General features: G+C 59.4%; 8 protein-coding genes. 3 read left to right on the top strand and 5 right to left on the bottom strand.

Going from position 1 to position 19,384, the window contains the following annotated elements:
• Positions 1 to 57: 57 nt before the first annotated feature.
• Together EC9_RS22725 and EC9_RS22720 are read right to left on the bottom strand one after the other, a co-directional pair.
• The gene (locus EC9_RS22725; protein ID WP_218934363.1) at positions 58 to 5,187 is read right to left on the bottom strand and encodes a DUF1549 domain-containing protein; all 5,130 of its coding nucleotides are present in this window, start codon (positions 5,185 to 5,187) and stop codon (positions 58 to 60) included.
• A 294-nt stretch (positions 5,188 to 5,481) separates the two neighbouring features.
• A complete protein-coding gene (locus tag EC9_RS22720) occupies positions 5,482 to 7,017 on the bottom strand; it encodes a helix-turn-helix domain-containing protein (protein ID WP_145348341.1) in 1,536 nt (511 codons plus the stop codon).
• Positions 7,018 to 7,402: 385 nt separating this feature from the next.
• Between EC9_RS22720 and EC9_RS22715 the strand changes: the two genes are divergently transcribed.
• Positions 7,403 to 8,065 (top strand): hypothetical protein, encoded by a 663-nt coding sequence (locus EC9_RS22715; RefSeq protein ID WP_145348340.1) that lies wholly within the window; start codon positions 7,403 to 7,405, stop codon positions 8,063 to 8,065.
• A gap of 169 nt (positions 8,066 to 8,234) precedes the next feature.
• Positions 8,235 to 9,053, top strand: coding sequence for a hypothetical protein (locus tag EC9_RS22710; protein ID WP_145348339.1), 819 nt, complete (start codon positions 8,235 to 8,237; stop codon positions 9,051 to 9,053).
• A gap of 78 nt (positions 9,054 to 9,131) precedes the next feature.
• Here EC9_RS22710 and EC9_RS22705 read toward each other — a convergent pair whose 3' ends face one another.
• Entirely contained in the window at positions 9,132 to 12,491 is a 3,360-nt protein-coding gene (locus tag EC9_RS22705; protein ID WP_145348338.1) for a DEAD/DEAH box helicase, read from the bottom strand.
• Between the two features lie 98 nt (positions 12,492 to 12,589).
• Between EC9_RS22705 and hrpA the strand changes: the two genes are divergently transcribed.
• The gene (hrpA, locus tag EC9_RS22700) at positions 12,590 to 16,684 is read left to right on the top strand and encodes an ATP-dependent RNA helicase HrpA (protein WP_145348337.1); all 4,095 of its coding nucleotides are present in this window, start codon (positions 12,590 to 12,592) and stop codon (positions 16,682 to 16,684) included.
• A gap of 115 nt (positions 16,685 to 16,799) precedes the next feature.
• Here the strand turns inward: hrpA and EC9_RS22695 are convergent, their stop codons facing one another.
• Positions 16,800 to 18,587, bottom strand: coding sequence for an ABC transporter permease (locus tag EC9_RS22695; protein ID WP_145348336.1), 1,788 nt, complete (start codon positions 18,585 to 18,587; stop codon positions 16,800 to 16,802).
• Between the two features lie 273 nt (positions 18,588 to 18,860).
• The gene (locus EC9_RS22690) at positions 18,861 to 19,262 is read right to left on the bottom strand and encodes a thioredoxin family protein (protein WP_145348335.1); all 402 of its coding nucleotides are present in this window, start codon (positions 19,260 to 19,262) and stop codon (positions 18,861 to 18,863) included.
• Positions 19,263 to 19,384: the final 122 nt, after the last annotated feature.

The raw sequence follows: 19,384 nt of genomic DNA, 5'->3' as shown, positions 1-19,384 counted from the left end.
GAGCGTTGAACGGCGTTGGTGACGATGCAAAGCCGACATTATAACGTCGGTCGCCGCTTACCGATTGAATAAAAACGCCGGACTGTTGATCAGCGCCCAGGTCAGATCTTCGGTCGCCGTCAAACGCTCGTTCGCCAACTGTTCTTGACTCTGTTGCAGATCGAGCCGCAGCTGCAGCATTTTGGGATCGTCCGGCGTCGGCTGTTTCAAAGCAGCGATCCGCTTGTCCAATGACACGACGACCGGATCGGCGGGAACGGGAGCCTTGGCCGCCGCGATCGCCTTGTTCAGTTCACCCAGTTTCGCGTCGATCTTGGCAAAGTAGTCGCGCAATCGTTTCTTTTGTTCGTCAGAGCGTTGCTCTGCCGCGACCGACTGGATCACCAACAACGGCTCGGGCAAGCCCAGCTGCACGTCGGCATCGGTCGTCGCACTCAAACGGAACCTTGCCAAGCGATGATCCGCCGCATTGTGAACTTGATCCAACGTGAAGGTGAGGATCGTTCCTTGCGGATGTCCGACGGGAGCTTCGGTTGCGAAGGTCGCCCAGTGAACGGTGCCACCAGCGGGCGAGATCGCCCAGCCTTTTTGATCTCCCGCGTTTCCGTCGATCGCTTGAGCGGGATCGAAGCCGGATTGCGTGAAGTCGGCTTTGGCATCCTTCAACTTCAGCTTCGCCAGCTCTTTCGGTTTATCCACAGCAGCTGCTTGGACGCTGAATTCGGTGACGACAAAGTTGCCATTGCCCGGCAACCCTGGTCCGCCTCCGGCGACGCCAGCTTGCGGCAGCGCTTCGAGCCGGAATCCGGTGATCCCCTGCAATTTGGTCTTCACCGTGATCACGTATTTTCCTTTATCCGCTTTGCCGCTGGCGACGATCGAGCGGTCTTCTTGGCGAGCTAGAGTCGCTCCGTTGGAAGCCGACAGGCCGCTGGGTTCCAACAGGAACCATTCCGACGTGGCATCCCCATGTTGCTGAGCCCAGGCGGCCGCATGATCATCTAATTTGTCGGCGTAAGCTTTTTGTGTCGCTGTCGCCGCGGCGATTCTTTCGTTGCGAGCCGCTTCCAATTGATCGCGTTCCGCCTTCATCGCCGCGATCCGACCGGAGCGTTCCTTTTCGACCGAAGCGAGTTGCTCCATCCGCTTTTGTTCCAACTTGGCTCGTTCCTCTTGCCACCAGGCTTCGCGCTCGGCCAGTGTTTTGGCTAACGCTTCGTGGTCGGCACCGATCTCGCTCAAGATCGTTTCAAACGCTTCGACTTCGCCCGGCTTAGCGTGTCGGTTGAGAACGCGAAGGAAGATCGCGTCGACCAAAGCTTGAGGCGTTTCGTTTTGTTGAGCGATCGAGGCCAACGCGTTTTTAGGGTCGGAGATCGCGGCGCCGACCGTCGGACCGCTGACCAGTGCCATCACCGGTCCGAGCTGCAGGTCGCTGGAGCGTTCGCACTCGCAGGAACTCTCCCGCGAAGGACGGCCAAAGTTTGCCAGGAAGCCGTCGGTCAACTTGATCCCCGAATCAGGAATCGCCGCGGCGCGGGTGCCTGCGGGAACGCCGGGGATGTGCGATTCAGCGCCGGTCACGCGATGGACCGCGTCGTACAGCACTTCCGCCGGCAAACGCTTCGCGGTTGCGTGGGAGTAGTTCAACGCATCGTCTTCGTTCCACTTGTTCGTTTCCACGCTCAATTGATAGGTCCGACTGTTCGCGATCAACCGCATCAGGTGCCGAGTATCAAAACCGCTGACGACAAACTCTTCGGTCAAGAAGTCGAGCAGTTCGGGATTGGTCGGCGGATTGCCAGCTCGGATGTCGTCGATCGGTTCGATGATTCCGACGCCGGTCAGATAGCCCCAGATCCGATTGACGTAACTGCGGGCGAAGTACTGGTTGTCGGGAGCGGTGATCCAGGCGGCCAGTTGTTCGCGGCGGTTCGCCGTTTCGGGCATCGGATGCTCGCACGTATACGGGAAGACCGGCGGTGCGATCGCTCCGGTTCGCTCGTGCTTGATCTCGCCATCTTCCTTTTCGTACAGCACCTCGTACAACGGCTTGGCCCCTTCGACCGCGGTGCCGCCGATTTTGGCTTTGCCCGCCGCCGGATCCGCTTTCAACGCAAAGCGTGCGAAGTAGGCACTCGTCTGGTAGTACTGGTCCTGGGTCCAGCGTTCAAACGGATGATCGTGACACTTGTTGCAGTTGAATCGAACGCCCAGGAAGAGGTGCGTCGTGTTCTCCATCGTGTCTTCGGGAGTCCGCAGGATCTTGTAATACGAGGCCGCGGGGTTCTCTTTGTTGGAACCGCTGGAAGCGACGATCTCGCGGACAAATTGATCGTACGGCATGTTGTCGCGGACACGCTGCTGGATCCAATCGCGGAACAGCTTCGCCCCTTCGGCTCCCAAGAACTTGCGATTGACCTGCAACAGGTCGGCCCATTTGTTCGACCAATACTCGACAAAGTCATCGTTGCCGATCAATTGATCGACCAATTGTTGACGCTTCTCCCGCGACAGCAGCTCCGATCCGGTGAAAGCCAGCACTTGATCAGCGGTTGGAGGCAACCCAGTCAGATCCAAATGAACGCGGCGGACAAATTCTTCATCGCTGCAGAGCCCCGAGGGTTGGATTTTCATGCGCTGCCATTTTTCAGCGACTAGTTCATCGATGCGGCCCCAGGTTTCGGGCTGTTCCCAGACGAAGTCGTCGCGGTTGCCCATGACGGTCAACGTCGTCGCGGCATACGCTCCTTCGAAGCGAGCCAGGATTGCGGCTTCGCCCCGTCGCACTGCTGTCATCAGCCCGGTGATGTCGCGCGTGGCGACTTCGGTATTGCTGCTTTCGATAAACGCTTCTTGCGTGACATCGCGAGTCACTCCGTCGGTGTAGGTCGCCACAACGCGAATCTGTTGCCGCGAACCGATCTGTTGCACGACGGGGTTTTGCGGCAGGATATCGATCTTCGCGACGCGCGCCGATTCGAGATTCAACCGCGCTCCTTCAGCGATCCACCGTCGCATGATCTCGTGATACGGTTCCCCTTCGTTGACCAAAACGCCGCCTTCGTGCGGCGCCAAGCCCAGCGTCTTCATCAGCATCAAACTGCTCTCAGGCGAAGCGATGTTCACGCGCCGCGCGGCCAGGTCGTCGGTCAACGCACGGATATCGAACAGCGGATCGTAACCACGCAGCGACAACTTAAAGCCGTTCTTGCCATCTTGGGCTCCGTGACAGGTCCCCTGATTGCAACCGAGACGCGACATCACGGGACCGACATCGCGAACGAAATCGATCGGCGCGGCGGAGTCCAAATCAGCAACCGTTACCGGAATTCTCAGCTCTTGATCCTGCAACCGCACGATCAACTCCGCTTCGCCCGCCGCGTTTCCACGCAGCAGGCCGCCGGGGGAAAGCGTCGCCAAGGGATCGGTCAACGTTAGATCGGCGATCCGCGTGACATCGACACGTTCACCGTTGGCCAGTTCGGCCTGCACCATCAATTGCACGTAGGCGAAAGGGCCGGTCAGTTGGATCTTTTCAGGCGACGCCACCAGCCCCGTTAGCTTGGCGTCGGCGGGGAGTGCTTCCGGCTTTCCGGCAGGCAGTATTTTGCTGCGAGATTCAGCCCAAGCCTTCGGACTGCCCGCGGCGAGCGCTGCGGGCGATGCCGCTTCGGAAAGGGGGACCGCCGCGAAGGTCTTGGCGATCGAGCCATCTTCGGGATTCAGCAACCGGATCAGTCCGTCGGCTCCCGCGACGGCCAATAGCCCCTGCGCGGAGAAGTCGATCGCGTAGACTGCCGTTTCCGGGATCTCGACTTGCGCAACTTGATCGATCGACGACGAAACGTAGTCTTCCAGCTTCTTCTTTTCTTCCGCGGAACGTTGCGTGGTGCGTTTGGCTTGGATCGCTTTGATGTCGGCGGGGAACTTGGCTTCGGGAACGTACTTGAAGATCCGCACCTCGCTGTGCCCATCCAGAGTCGCCGCGGCGGCTAACAAGGTTCCATCGGCACTGATATCGACGCTGAAGATTCGCCCTTTCATCGCGGGTAACTTTTTCAGCAGGTTGGCGTCATCGCCGATCTTCCGCGCGGTCTGCCGGAAGATCCGGTAGACCTTGGCAATTCCATCCGCTCCGCCAACGAAGATCTCATCGCGCGAAGGGTGCATCACCACGCTGTTGACTCCACCGCTGAGCGCTCCCGGCGTGATCGAAGTGATGTTGTCGACAAACCGCTCCGTTTCGACTTCGATCAATTTGCAGGTCATGTCGCGACCGACCGAGACCAGATGTTTGCCGTCGTTGCTGAACGCTGTCGCGCGGACCCAATCGTCGTGCGCCCCTTGAAACAATTGCTGTTCGCCCGTCTGGGCATCGATCGCGCGGACGATCGTATCGGCACCGCCAAACGCGATCAGCTTGCCATCGGGAGACCAACTGACGCCGTAGACCGTGTCGAACGTGGCGGGACGCGACAGCAGAAGCGTCCTTTTTTCGACGTCCCAAACCTGGATCTCTCCCAACCGCGATGGCAGGCCGGCGGCGACAGCCAATCGTGTTCCGTCGGGAGAGAAGCGGACCGATTCGATCCGTTCGCTGAGTCCGATCAGTCGGCCGACTTGGGTGAAGTCAGCGGTTTCCAGAAACAAGACTTCATGAAACCCGGCGATCGCCAACAGGCTGCCATCGGGAGAGAAGTCGATCGATGGGACGACGGGCGGTTTGCTGTAGACGGGGGGATTGTCGGCGGAGTACATGGGGCCGGTGGCGGGAGGCGAATCGTTGACCGCACCTTCGGCGATCCAGTTGCGGATCTTTTCGATCTCGACCTCGTGCAACGGCTTGCCACCACGAGGCATTTCGGCGACACCGTCGACCGGGGTGATCAGTTCGATCAGATAGCTCTCGTCCGATTTGCCGGGAACGATCGCCGCGGAGCCCGACTCGCCGCCAGCGAGCAGCGCCTCGAAAGCTGTCATCTCGTAATCGCCTTGCGGTTTGGCCGGTTGATGGCAGCCTTGGCACTGCGTCCGCAAGATCGGTTCGATATCGCGAACGAAGCTGGGTTGAGCGATCGGCGTTTGCGGCGGTTGTTCCGCCAGCAGAGTACTCAACAAACCAAAGGTTGCCAGCGACAGAACCATGCGTCGAATCATCCGGCGCAGCGGGGGGGCGACGAGCATCAGGCATCTCCTCCAAGAAATTCAGCAACACAATCAACCGGGGCATTTGAAAAAAGACCCGACGAACGATGGCCGATCCATCACCGCGTGAGTTGCCGGTGAGGTAGCGTGGGGCAGGAGCCCATGCAGGCAGGGGCGTCAACCTTGAGCAAACGGCGAGTGAAGCCACTTAACCCCGTGGTTAACGGGGGCTCAAGCAACCGATCCAGCGTATCACCCGGCCGGTTGCAAGTCAAGAAATTGGAGGGCACGCCGGCGATTCCAAGCTGCCAATCGCAGCGCCGCCAGCAATGGCTAAGCGTCCATCCCCATCGCTTTGAGAATCGCCGAGGTCAGCGAACTGACATCGCCGGCCTGTGTGCCGTCGGTCCAAAGATTCCGCATCAGGTCGGCGGAGATGATTCCGCCGGCGGAGAGCATCAGCAAGATGCCAGCCAACGACATCACGTTCCAAATCGAGAAGGGGATTTCATAAGCTGCGGCGCCCGCGCCTGCTTCGACGGGGGCATCGCCGGTGACGATCGCGTTTTCGTCGATCGATACCTCTTCGGCTTCCGCTGCATCGATGTCCTGGACCTCGTCGCCCAGGCTCGCGTCGGCTTGATCCCAGCCGGCTGCTTCACCGTCGCCGGAGAGCATTTCCGCACCGCCAAGCTCCATCGCGTCGCCGAACGACTGGGAGTCTTCGATCTCGATCACCTGCGACGCACTATCGTCATCGGCTTCCAGACCGATCCCGCCTGGGGAGAGTTGGAATTCTTCGTCGGCTTTAAAATCGACAAGCGAGCCGCTGCTGCCAGGGCCACGTCCCGAACCTGAACCAGAACCGAGCGCCGGGTCGGATAGCTCGCTCGACAGATCGATCGCAGAGATGCTGGAACCGCCCAGATCGACCGGTTCGCCTTCCAACGAAAGCCCGCTGTCCGAAGGGCTCATCAAATTTATCCCGCTGCCTCCCGCAACCGATACGTCGCTACCGGCACTATCCAAAACCAGATCATCGTCGTCGCTGATCACCAAATCGTCGTCATCATCGTCGCTGATCACCGATCCCGAGACGGGCGAAGCGGAGTCCGAACCGGCCAATACCGCCGAATCGCCAGCAAGATTTAGATCGCTGCCGAGGTCGCTGATCACATCGCTGCCAAGCGCTAGATCGCTGGCATCAGCCGCTGGTTCGGGCGCCGATAGATCGATGTCGCTGGGATCGCTCAACGCCTTCTCCGAAAGCGACAAATCGATATCGATCGCGTCGGAAGGATCGTCTTCGGCCAGCCCCAAGTCCAAGCTAAGATCGATGTCGCTGTCGCTTTGGCTGGCACCAATCAAATCGCCGCCAGAGTCCGCAATTTTCAGCACATCCAACTCGCTCGCCGAGTCACCGCCGAGCGACAGTTCTTCATCGCTCGGTGCCGCCGAATCGTCGCCAGCAAGAATCGGCTGCGAACCGGGAGCGTTGGTGTCGTTGGAAGGACTGTTAGGAGCGAACAGTTCCTGATCGCTGCCGCCCAGAGAGCCCACAGCTTGTTCTCCGCTGTCCGAATCTCCCAGATTGCTGAGCGCCGATAGATCGCTGCCCAGATCCAAACTGACATCGGACAACGGTTCGATCTCGATATCGCTGCCAAACAATTGTGCGGAGGAATCGTCGGCCGATTCATTCGGCTCGCGCTCGGCAAGCAAGCGATCGATCTCGGCCTGTGGAAACTTCCAGCTCGTCCCGTCCTTAAACGCACGGATCTCGCCGTCGGAACGCATCGTCACAAGCTGTTCGGTGGGAATGCCGAGTAGCTTTGCGGCTTCTTCGAGCGGAACGAATTGGTTCGCCATGGCGTTGGCTGACTCCCGGTCATTAATAAGAGTTGATTTCTAGAGCGTGCCGCCCCGACCGTTCAGCATAATCCGTGGCCACATGCGTTTCAAACAATCGCCCGCCAGGAATTTCAGGTGAATCCAATTTTCATTATTCAGCAACACCCAGCAGGCGACAGTCACCGACGAGCCGAGAACATCGATGTATCGAACGGCACGTGATGAGGTCTGCCAACAAATCGGCACGCGGCACATCGGCGCCCCGATCAATTGTCTTCCGTCGCCCTGGGGGCGTTGCCTATTTGCTCCAGGCCTTCCTGTTTGACATGGCGATGCCGCATTGATATCGTCTGCAACTGACCCGAATCGTCCTATTCTCGCTATCTATTCAGAGGCTTCACCAGTGAACATTCCGCGTCTGCATGCGTTCTTTGCCTTGGTTCTGATCTGTCCAATCTTGGCAGCCCAAGAAGAGTCGGCCCAGCCGATCAAGCGCATCGAAGGGACTCCTACCCGGGATCCTGAAGTTGCCCTGCCAACCGTTCCCGTGCAGCAACCCGAAGCCGACGAAGCAGAGTCGCCGACGGTCCAGCCGATTGCGGAACCGATGGTCGAACCGGTTGCGGAGCCGATCCCGGAACCGATCGCTGCCGATTCGGGCCTTCAGATTGTGATCGAATTGATCGACGACGATCGCGTTCTCAATGGCGAATTGCTCGATATCGGTGACCTGGAGCTGCAGACGGCGTTTGGCCCAGCTTCGATTCCCCTGGCCGAGGTGCTAGGGATTCGGCTAGCTCGCTCGGCGACCGACACCACGACCGTCGTCCTACACAATGGCGACATGGTCAGCGGACAAGTCGACATCCGCAGTCTGTTGATCCAAACCAGCTGGGGGAAATCCGAGGTCAACGGTGCCAACCTCGCTTCAATCTATTTCCGCAAGAACCTCAGCTGGAAATCGCTGGATCTGTTAGCCGGCTCGCGATGGACGTTGGTGGAAACCAAGGACGAAACGAGCAGTCGTGCCAAACCACCGCGCGCCAGTGCGCTCGCCAAACAATAGGTTCAGACGAAGTTCTCTCCCCTACCCAGAGGGGCAACCACCTCTTGGGCTCCAATTTTTCTCATGCCCGTTGCTTGCATCGGGAACAGGCCCCCCTTTACACTCTGGGGGATCCAGGGCTTTTAGAGGGTCATTCGTAGAATTTCCAGGACTTCCGAAGGAGAATCGCATGCCGATTCGATCGCTGCTGATTTTTATTGCTGCGTTAAGTGTCGTCTTTGCATGGGTTGCCGACGACGCTTCGGCTCGCGGTCGGCTGCTCAAGAAACTTATGGCCCGATGCGGTGCAAGCCGATCGGCATCGTGGGGTGGATCGTACGGCAGCTGTGGTACGCCGATCGTCCGCTGTTGCCCGACAACCTCCTGCTCCACCGTTGTCAGCAACGGCGCCTCCTTTGGCAGCACCGGTGGCAGTGGCGGGTCGTACACCAGCGCTGGATCAGCCGGTGGATGGGTGATGCCCGCGACCGAGGTGATCCATCAACCGACTTATGCGACGCCCGAGCCGATCCCCGCACCGAAAGAAGCCTTTCCTCGCGAGGTGATCGTTCCCGAATTCGGCGACGATGGCGAATCAGTTTTGGAGGGGACCCCACAGGAACATCATCACCTCCACACGCCGCCGACAACGACGCAACATTCCCCTTCTACGCCCGTCCAGTCGCGGATCGCCGCTTCGGCCCCCAAGCATGCTTTCCTGGTGCTTCGCGATGTTCCGATCGATGCGGAGATCTATCTGTTGGGGACCAAGATGACCGCTCGTGGTGCCTTGCGTCGTTATCGGATCCCCGTCGATGCGATGGACCAAGAATACGATTACCAGATCGAACTCAAGTTGCCAGGGCAGAAGCACCAGTCCGCAATCGCTGTCACCAAAGTGCGTTCGGGGGAAACGACCGAACTGCGTGTCGCCGAGTCGGGGGACCAGATGGTCTTCATCAACCAACGACACCCAAGCTCCGATTCGATCCCGCTGGCGATCCGATAACGACGGCATCTACCGACCGCATGCTTTCCCTAAGCCCGCTCGCTCGTGCGAGGGCTTCGACCGGCGACTGTGTCGCCGTTATTCGAACAGCATCTTCAGGTCGTCGAGCGACATTTGGCTGATCAGGCTGCCGTTGGCGGTCACGACAGCTTCAGCCAACTCTCGCTTGTGCTCCTGCAAGTGCACGATCTTCTCCTCCACGGTATTGCGACAGATCAACCGATACGCGAGGACCGGTTTGGTCTGTCCCATCCGGTGCGCCCGGTCGATCGCCTGGGCCTCCACCGCCGGATTCCACCACGGGTCGAGGATATAGACGTAGTCAGCGGCTGTCAGATTCAATCCGTGCCCGCCCGCTTTGAGACTGATCAAGAAGACTTGGCAGGCCGGGTCCTCCTGGAACCGCTGCACATGTTCGTTCCGGCGAGTCGTTTTGCCGTCGAGATATTCGTAAACGATCCCGTGCTTATCCAGCTCCTTGCGAACCAAGGCCAGCAGACTTGTGAACTGCGAAAAGACGAGCGCCTTGTGCCCCTCGGCCGTCACCTCATGCAACTGTTCCATCAAGCGACCGATCTTCACGCCGTGAGCCGCTTGATCGCCGTCGACCAAACGCGGATCGCAGGCCGTCTGACGCAGACGCAACAGCGCCTCGAGCACATGCATCTTCGAACGCTTCAGCCCCAACTCTTCCACCACACCCGTCAGATGCTGGCGGTAGTGCGATCGCAATTCGTCGTACAGCTTATGTTGCTTGGGCGTCATGTCGCAGTACAACGTCTGCTCGCTCTTCTCGGGCAACTCCGTCAACACCTGCTCTTTGGTCCGCCGCAAAATGAAAGGCTGCAACGCATTGGTCAGTCCCGCCAACCGCTGGCTGCCCGCTTCTTCGTTGGCGAATTGAGCGACCGACAGCTTGCCAAGCATTCCCGGATTCAGGAACTCCAGTAGCGACCAGAGGTCTCCCAAATGATTCTCCACCGGCGTACCAGTCATCGCCAAACGATGATCGGCGTCGATCAACCGCGCCGCCTTAGCCGATTGACTGTTCGGATTTTTGATCGCTTGAGCTTCGTCGAGGATCGCGTAATCGAACTGAAGCGACGTCAGTTGTTCGACGTCGCGACGCAGCGTTCCATAAGTAGTCAGCACCAGATCAGCCGATCCCAAACGATCGAGCAGCGCGGCGCGTTGGTTTCCGGTGTAGTCGATGATGTTCAGACGCGGGGCAAACTTCTTAGCTTCGGCGATCCAGTTGAAGATCAAACTCTTGGGGACAACCGCCAGCGAAGGCTTTCGCGTCTGGCCAGCTTTGGGCCGCGCCAGCCGCCGCGTCTGCAACAGCGCCAAGACCTGAATCGTTTTGCCCAACCCCATGTCGTCGGCCAAGCAACCGCCAAACTGGAAGTCGCGGAGGAAATTCAACCAACCGAGTCCGTCCTTCTGGTACTCCCGCAGTTCGCCCTGAAAACCGCGAGGTGCATCGGCCGGCTTGACCCCGGAAAACGAACGCATCCGCTTGCACCAAGCGTTGTACGAACGATCGGTCTTCACGTTCTCCTGGTCGGCTAACAACATATCCAACAACAGGGCCTGGTTGCGGCGGTAGCGAACGCTATCCCCTTCCATCCGGCCGGCCTTGGAGAGCTCCACAAATTGGTTCAGCCACTCTTCGGGCAGCACGCCGTGGCTGCCGTCGTCCAGGACGACATACGCTTGCCTCTGCTTCAGCGCCCGCAGCAGCGTTGGCAGCGTGACCGCCATGCCATCGAACTGGACGTGAGCCTTCAGATCGAACCAGTCTTCGCCGCTGGAGACCTCCATATAAAATTCGCCGGGCGATCGCATCCGTTGCCCCTCGGCAACGACCAACCAACCTCGTCCTGTCAACTTGATCACCGCGGGAGGCAGCGACCAGCGCGAAATTCGCAGCTCCGTTCCGCGGTACCGCGGGTAGTGTTCGCGAAAATTGCATTCCCTTAACGTCTGGATCGCTGCGATTTCGAGATCGGCATCGCGGGTCATCAGGACGCGCGACGCTTCATCCCAAACGACCTTCGTGTGATCGTCGACCTGAACCTCCCGATCTCCGTAGAGCATCGAAACCGCAGCCACCAAATGGTAGGTGCGATGTTCGTCGTCGGGCGGCGAAAGCGTCAGCTTCGGTTGCGGCTTCCCCTTCGCGATCGATACGTCCAACGATTCGGCGAGCTCCAACCGCGGCGGTTCGAGAGCCGAAAAGAAGGCTTCTAAAAAGGTCCCGATCTCGTCGTGGGGCAACTGCAGATCGCCGATCCGCTGCCAACCGCGAACCCACGATGCGACCTTGGGATCGATCGCGGCGATGCAATCGTCCATCAACAGGACTCCCGAATCGCAGACCGCCATCACGCGGCCAATCTCGCGATGCTCGGGCCCCTCTTCCGCGGCGCGTTCCAACCGAGGCATCACCGCCAGCATCGCCTTCGTCTTTGCTCGTCCCCGTTTTCCGTTGGGCTTTGCGGTCGCGGAGTCGGTGGGAGCCAGCGAGACGGCAAAATCCCAAGCGGCTCCCGTCCCGTGAACGATCGGCGTCCGTTCGCTTTTCTGCGACGCGACGTCGAGCGTCCAGAACAGCCGCTGCGATCCGCACAGCTCCGCCAACGTCTCTTCGACCAGATGCGGATGGATCCGAAACCGCGTCGCTCCCGCCGTGCGACGATCGGCGGCGGTGGTTTGGAAATCGGACTCCCACTGCAGCATCGCAAAGATCCGCTGCTCGTCCGCATCGCGCAAACGAACCGTCTCGGCGCGCGAGATCCGCGCCGGCTGCGGCTCGCTCCACTGCCCCCGCATGTTCTGCGTCGACCGCATCAACTGCAGATCGATGCTCGACGAATTCGCTTGGTCGGCCAGACTGATTAAAAATTCGTGACGACTCCGCTGCCCAGTCTCCACCGGTCGCGGCGGGGCCACGATCGCAGGGGCTTTGACCGACGCGATCTGCGCCGCGACATGCAATTGCTTCAGCCAAGCCGGTGCCGGTTTCCCCTGCGGCGTCATCAAAGCCGGCTGCGTCGGCTGGTAGTTCGAGACCTCCAACGGCTCCCCGATCTCGAAATCCTCCATGTCGGATTCATCGATCTCAAACGCCCCTCGGCCGCGGAGTCGAGCGTCTTGCACGCGATCGAGTTCTAAGATCGTTGCCCAGATGTGCTTGCACAGGTAACCTGAGGCGAATCTTGGGCAGGTGCATTTGACGAACAGAACGTCGTCGCCAGCCTCTTCGAGATCGATCAGAACGCCATAATCGTGTTCCGGTCCGCTGACGACCGCCCGTACCCCAAGCGTTCCCAGTTCCAGGATGTTCACCGCACCGCCGGCTTGGTATTCCTCGCCACGTTGACGGTCGCCGCGATTAAATTCCGATTGACAGCGTTGAGAAAATATTGCTTCCATGCCTTGGTCTGTATCGCAAGTGAACTTTCGAATACCCCGTCTTCTCCTATCATACCGCAGCCTGTTTCGCGACCGAAGCACACTCCCGCTAACATTCCATGCCAGCACCCGACACCTCCGCCATCGACCAACGGATCGCCCAGGCGATGCGCAGCGACCGTTTCCGCCTGCAACGCCAACTGCGGCAATTGAGCCACGTCAACGACGATCCCCAGCAAATCGAGCGGTTCCGTGAACAACTAGAGGAGTCGGTGGCGCTGGCCGAACTGCGAGCCGCTTCGATCCCTCAGATCACCTACCCCGAGGAATTGCCGGTCTCGTCGCAGCGCGACACGATCGTCGAATTGATCCGCACCCGCCCCGCCGTGATCGTCTGTGGCGAGACCGGCAGCGGCAAGAGCACCCAGTTGCCGAAGATGTGCCTGGACGCCGGACTGGGGCGCAGCGGGATGATCGGGCACACCCAACCGCGGCGGATCGCCGCCCGTTCGATCGCCAGTCGCGTCGCCGAAGAACTGGGGACGTCGGTCGGCCAATTGGTCGGGTATAAGATCCGCTTCGCCGACCAGACAGCTCCGACGTCGTTGATCAAATTGATGACCGACGGAATTCTGTTAGCCGAGACGCAAAGCGATCGCTTCCTGGATCAATACGATGCGATCATCTTGGATGAAGCCCACGAGCGATCGCTGAATATCGATTTCCTGCTGGGGATCTTCAGCCGGCTGCTGCAGAAACGTTCCGACCTGCGGCTGATCATTACAAGTGCAACCATCGACGCGGAGCGGTTCGCCAATCACTTCCGCGACGAACACGGTCCGGCACCGATCGTCAATGTCGAAGGCCGCAGCTATCCCGTCGACATCCAATACCTTCCCTCATTCCAGTCGTCCGAAAACGGCGACGATCGCGGCCAGGGGATCGCTGCGCACGTGGCGGCGGGCGTCGATGAAGCCTGGGCGCATGGCGTCGGCGACACGCTGGTCTTCCTGCCCACCGAACGGGACATCCGCGAAGTCGCTCGCCATCTTGGCGGGCACTTGCGCCGCCAAGGACTCGAAAACCGGACCGACATCCTGCCGCTATACGCTCGGCTGCCCGCCAGCGAACAGCAGAAGATCTTTCACGGTTCGAACAAACCGCGGATCGTGCTGGCGACCAACGTCGCCGAATCCTCGCTGACCGTCCCCGGAATCCGCTACGTCGTCGATACCGGAACGGCTCGGATCAGCCGCTACAGCCCACGCAGCAAGGTCCAACGGCTGCCGGTCGAAGCGGTCAGTCGAGCTAGCGCCGACCAACGCGCCGGTCGCTGTGGACGCGTCGGCCCCGGTATTTGCATCCGTCTATACGATCAATCGGATTACGAATCGCGCGAACACTTTACGACTCCGGAAATTCGCCGTACCAACCTCGCATCGGTGATCTTGCAGACGAAGATGATGCGGTTGGGATCGATCGACGAGTTCCCGTTCCTCGACGCGCCACGCCCCGAATCGATCAGCGAAGGCTTTCGCACGCTGCACGAAATCGGAGCGATCGACGAGCGGAGAGAGCTAACGAAAATGGGCCGCGTGCTGGGCAGTCTGCCGGTCGATCCACGCGTCGGACGGATGATCGTCGAAGCCGACCAAAGGGGCTGCCTGCAGGAGATGCTTGTCATCGCGGCGGCACTGGAGGTGCAAGATCCACGAATTCGGCCGCCGGAGAAGCAGCAAGCAGCCGACGCGGCGCATGCAAAGTTCGTCGATCAACGCAGCGATTTCCTGAGCTATCTGCGGATCTGGCGGTTCTACCGCGGCCTGCAGGAAGATCTCAGCCGGAACCGTTTGGCGCGAGCTTGTCAAACGAACTTCCTGGGGCTCAGCCGGATGCGAGAATGGGTCGATGTCCATCGCCAGTTGAAGGCGATGGTTCCCGATCTTCGCCGCCAGCAAGCCGACAAGCGGGGCAAGCGTCGCCGCGGCGGAAGCGAACGCGGCGATGGCGAACACGGCCTATCGAACGTCCGCGTGACGGATGCCTGCGAACCCGATCAAGCGACTGTCGACGACAACCTGTACGCATCGATCCATCAATCGCTGCTGACCGGTTTGCTGTCGGGCGTGGCGATGGCTGGCGAGAAACATCAATACATCGGGATCGGCAACCAGGAGTTTTTCCTGTGGCCGGGGTCAGGCGTTTTTGAGAGCAAACCGAAATGGATCGTCGCGGGGGAACTTGTCGAAACGTCGAAGCGATTTGTCCGCAACGTGGCTCGCATCGATCCGGGCTGGCTGGAACCGCTGGCCGAACACCTCGTCAAACGCAGCTACGCCGATCCGTTCTGGAGCCGCAAGGACCAGTCGGCGTTTTGTTATGAACGCGTCTCGTTGTTTGGGCTGCCGATCGTCGTCAAACGACGCAAAGCCCTCGCGCCGATCGATCCCGAGACAGCGCAGCGGCTGCTGATCGATGAAGGCTTGGTCGCCGGAGAGTTGGTGACGCGAGCGAAGTTCTACGCCCACAACCAACAATTGCGAGAGGTGATCGCCAAGCTGGCTCATAAAACGCGGCGGCGCGATCTGATCGTCGACGATTACATTGTCGAACACTTCTATCACGCTCAGCTGCCCAGCGACGTGGTCGATCGGTCCAGCCTGCAGAAGTTTGACGAACAGCAGCCGCGCCCCGATTGGGTCGACCTCTGCCAGAGCGAATCGGATCTTGTCGCATGGCTCGACCAACCGTTGGATACGGGCGAATCGCAATCGCTCTACATGCGTCCGGCCGACCTGTTGCCGGGGCTTGTCGAGAAGCTCGATCCGAACGCTTTTCCCGATCACTTGCAGGTCGGTCCGACCTCGCTTCCGCTGCAGTACAACTTCGATCCCTCGGCCGACAACGACGGCGTGACGGTAACGATCCCCAAGGTCCTGTTGGGACAGATCTCCGACGACCGTCTCGGCTGGCTGGTCCCTGGGCTGATCGAAACGAAGCTGATCGCGATGATCAAAGCGCTCCCCAAACGAATCCGCCGCAACCTGGTCCCCGCCGCCGACACCGCCCGACGCGTGATCGAATCGCTCGACGACCAGATGGGTCAGACCGCGTTCATGTCGACCGTTTGCCAGCGGCTGGCCGAGATCGCTGAAGTCCCGATCAGCCCGTCCGATTTCGATCCCGGCAAGCTTCCCGAATCGGTTGGATTTTACATCCGCGTCGTCGACGATGATGGCAAGCCGCTGGGAGAGGGCCGCGACCTGCAGGAGCTGCGGCAGGAGGTGATCGGCGACGACGAAGCCTCTCCCGGTTCGATGGCGAGCGTTGTCGATGTCCCCGACGACGTGTTGCAAGTCGATGGTTTAAAAGACTTTACGATCGACAACCTGCCCGAACGGGTCGAGCGAGAGCGAGGTGGCGTGCGCGTGACGCTGTTCCCGGCTCTTGTCGACCAAGGCGATTCGGTGGCGGTTCGACTTGTCGACAACGCAGCGTCGGCGGAGCACCAGATGCGGCGTGGGCTGGTCCGCCTGTTCACGCTGACCGACCGTAGCGAGATCAACAAACAGGTCCGTTGGTTGCCGGGATTCGATCAGGCCGCGGTCCAGTTGTCGCGCGTGATCCCCGGCGATTCGATCAAGCAAGGGCTGGCGGATCTGATCGCCAACATCGCCTTCGTCGATCGCCTGCCGTTGATTCGATCGCGGTCCGAATTCGAAGCGCGTCGCAAGAACCGCGGCGAGCGGATCGCGATGGCAACGCAAGACATCGCCAAGCTGCTGGGGCCGCTTGCCGAAAGTTATCACGGCGTGCGGTTGTCGATGGAAGCGTGCAAAGCGGGTCACCTGGCGTACGTCCGCGACGACATCAAGCGTCAGTTGAGCGAGCTGTTTCGCGACGACTTCTGGTTGACGACGCGAATGGAAACGCTGAAGCAATACCCACGCTACCTCAAAGCGATCAGCGTCCGGCTGGAGAAGCTCAGTTCGACCGCCAACCGCGATCGCGACGCGCACAACATCGTCGCCGCATTCCAAGACGACTACTTCCGCCGCACCGAATCGTACACGGTAGACCGCGCCGTGTTGGACGAATACCGTTGGATGATCGAAGAACTGCGAGTGAGCCTGTTCGCGCAAACGCTCGGCACCGCCATCAAAGTCTCCCCCCAACGGCTCGGAAAATTGCGAGCCAAGTTAGACAAATCGTAGAGACGGCGGTGCATGCCAACCGGCTGGGATGGCGGCGCGGGGCCGCTGAGATCGCTGCTCCCGTGACGCTGGGCCACGGGAGGCGTTTCTAGAATTGCTGCGTTTCGCTGTCGAACTACGCGAGGTCGCGGTCTTCGAACAACAGCAGCGAGACGACCAGTACGACGACCATGAAACAGGCGAGGTAGGTGAACGCACCGGCGAGATAGATCGGCGGGATCGGATTTCCGGCGTCGACCGCCGCCTGAACATTAAATGTGTTCAGGTTCGGGAAGACGACAGCAATCAACCGGCCGACAAATCTGACCAGCTCGTTATCCTCCGCCGAGGCCCTGACAATGGGCGATGTGATGTTTCCAATCACGTAGATCGTAAAACAGATCACGAAGTTGGCGATCACTGGCAATCGGGTTGCGATCGCCACGCTGATACCGGCGATCAACGTCGTCTCCATGAACAACAGGCATAGCCCCGGTGCGGTGGTCACCATTTCGAGATGGCAGGTTTGCCACGGCGGCTGCTCGGTCGTGTTCTCACGCGAATCGTAGATCGGTTTGTAGGCGGTGACGACCATCAACAGCAGCCCCAAGATCACAAACATCAACAGGATCGTCCACATGATTCCCAGGTACTTGCCGATCATGAACGATTGACGACTGACCGGCTTGCTGAGCACGGTCAACGCGGTGCGGCCTTCGATCTCTTCGGAGACGCTGGTTCCCGACGACCAAACCGCTTGGATGATGCTGAAGATCATGATCAGCGTCATCCCCGAATCTTTGAGGACTTTGATGTCTTCGCCCAAGGTGTGGAACGGAACCCAGATAAAGAGCACGATCGCGGCGAAACCGATCAGCAGCAGCGTCACGTACAGCGGCTGAGCCAATTCGCTTTTCGCCGTCGCCAGCGCGATCGCACTGACTTGCGGTGCCGCTTGGCGGATCGTGATCATCGCCGTCAGCAACAGCACGACAATAAAGGCGGTCACCCAGATCGTCAGCGCTTCGGGAGCCGCTGGTTTGGTCACGATCGCAATCTTGACCGTCGCCGGATCGACTTCGCGGTTTTGGAAGTAGACGCCATTGGTTGGATCCAACGGCAGCGGCAGGACTGAACGGATCAACGGATTCGCTTTGCCACGACGCCAGACAACGGGATCATCCGATTCGAATCGCTGGGGGCTCATCGTAAAGTTGTCGGGCGATTCGGCATCGGCGATCATGATCGTGCGGTCCGAAACGATCACCACTTCGGAAACCGCTTCTGGATTGTACTGAATCAGATCATGGCGTTGAAAAGGAGATTGATCGGCAGGCAGATCGGCGGGAGCAGGGTCGAGCGTAATCGTCGTTTCCCAGCGATCGCTCTCAAGCACCGCAGGTAGCGAACTGATGATTTTATCGCGATCGGTGACCACCATCGTCGAGGCGAGCCCCAGGATGATGAATCCGACCAGAGCCATCAGCAGATAGCCGGTGATCCCTTCGGATACGATTTGGAAAAACTCGCGAATCGTTCGCTGCCAAACGCCGAAGACCAAGCCCCAGCCGACGATCACTCCCAGCCCGACCATCGGTAGAATCAAGTAGGCGCTGTGAGCTGCGGTTGGGTTTTCATCGCCAGCGACCGTGATTTCGGGTGCATCGGCAAAGACGACCGTCTTCAGAATGCCCAGACCGGCGACAACGATCGCGATTCCCAAGGCGACAAAAGTCGCTTTCCGCGTGTCTTCGGCAAGGTTTCCCAACGCCGGGATGCGGGAGAATGCGGCCAACACCACGTAAATCGCGGCGGTCGCAAAAAGGCCTAGCAACATGCCTACGGCGAGGATCCAGATCGGCGTCAGCCACGAGGAGAGCCAGGAAAACTGTTGCAGCGGGATCAAAGCGAAAACCGAAGCCATTGGAGGAGTGGTCCGTTACGGGCAATGAAAACTTGAAAATACCGGGGATCGGTCGGCTTGTTACGCAACAACCGCCGGTTTAGTTCAATGCCGATTCGAGCCAGTTTCGACTGGCATGTCCCTATAAAAGAAAGCCGCCGCAAGTCATCCTGTACTTGCGAGCGGACCATGGGACAGAAAATGCTGCGACCAATGCTGACGATGTCATATCGATCAATAAACGCGAACCGGTTCGCAGCTCAATTCCCCAAGGAAATTATCGCTCGGGAAACCTTAGGTTCCCGAGTTGCGAACCGCTTTACGAATCAGCGACTTCAAGGAGTCTCTGGATTGAAAACCGGTCAATTGAACTCGGGTCCATGATCCTGCATCGCCTTTGGAAAAGACAATGATCTGTGGCATCATTGGGCCACGCATCAATTTGCCTGCCAGGCTGGGCTGCGCGTCACGATTGACGATCGCCATTTCAACACCTTCCAAATCGCCCGCCTGTTTCAACGAAGCAATCGTGTTTTGCTTGAGATTCACACACGCTGGGCACCAATCGGCACCCACGACTACCATCAACGGCTTTCCCGCTTCTTGAGCCGACCGATATGCGGTTGCATAGTCGGGATTGGGCGCTTGCTCGGAAGCAACCACCGAGAGTAAAGCAGTCAGTAGCACTGAAAACATTCGAATTCCCCCATGATCCTGGGTTTAAACAAGGCCGAACGCGAAGGTCGATACGTCTCAACCAGTCCGATTACACGTTCGGTATCTCCTGAAAAATCAAAGAGATCGCAAGTGTCGTCTCC

Origin of the sequence: Rosistilla ulvae (assembly GCF_007741475.1) — a bacterium.
In the GTDB taxonomy this organism is placed as follows: Bacteria; Planctomycetota; Planctomycetia; order Pirellulales; family Pirellulaceae; genus Rosistilla; species Rosistilla ulvae.
The sequence above is the reverse complement of the archived record's forward strand: the minus strand, read 5'-3'. Positions and strand labels throughout refer to the sequence as shown.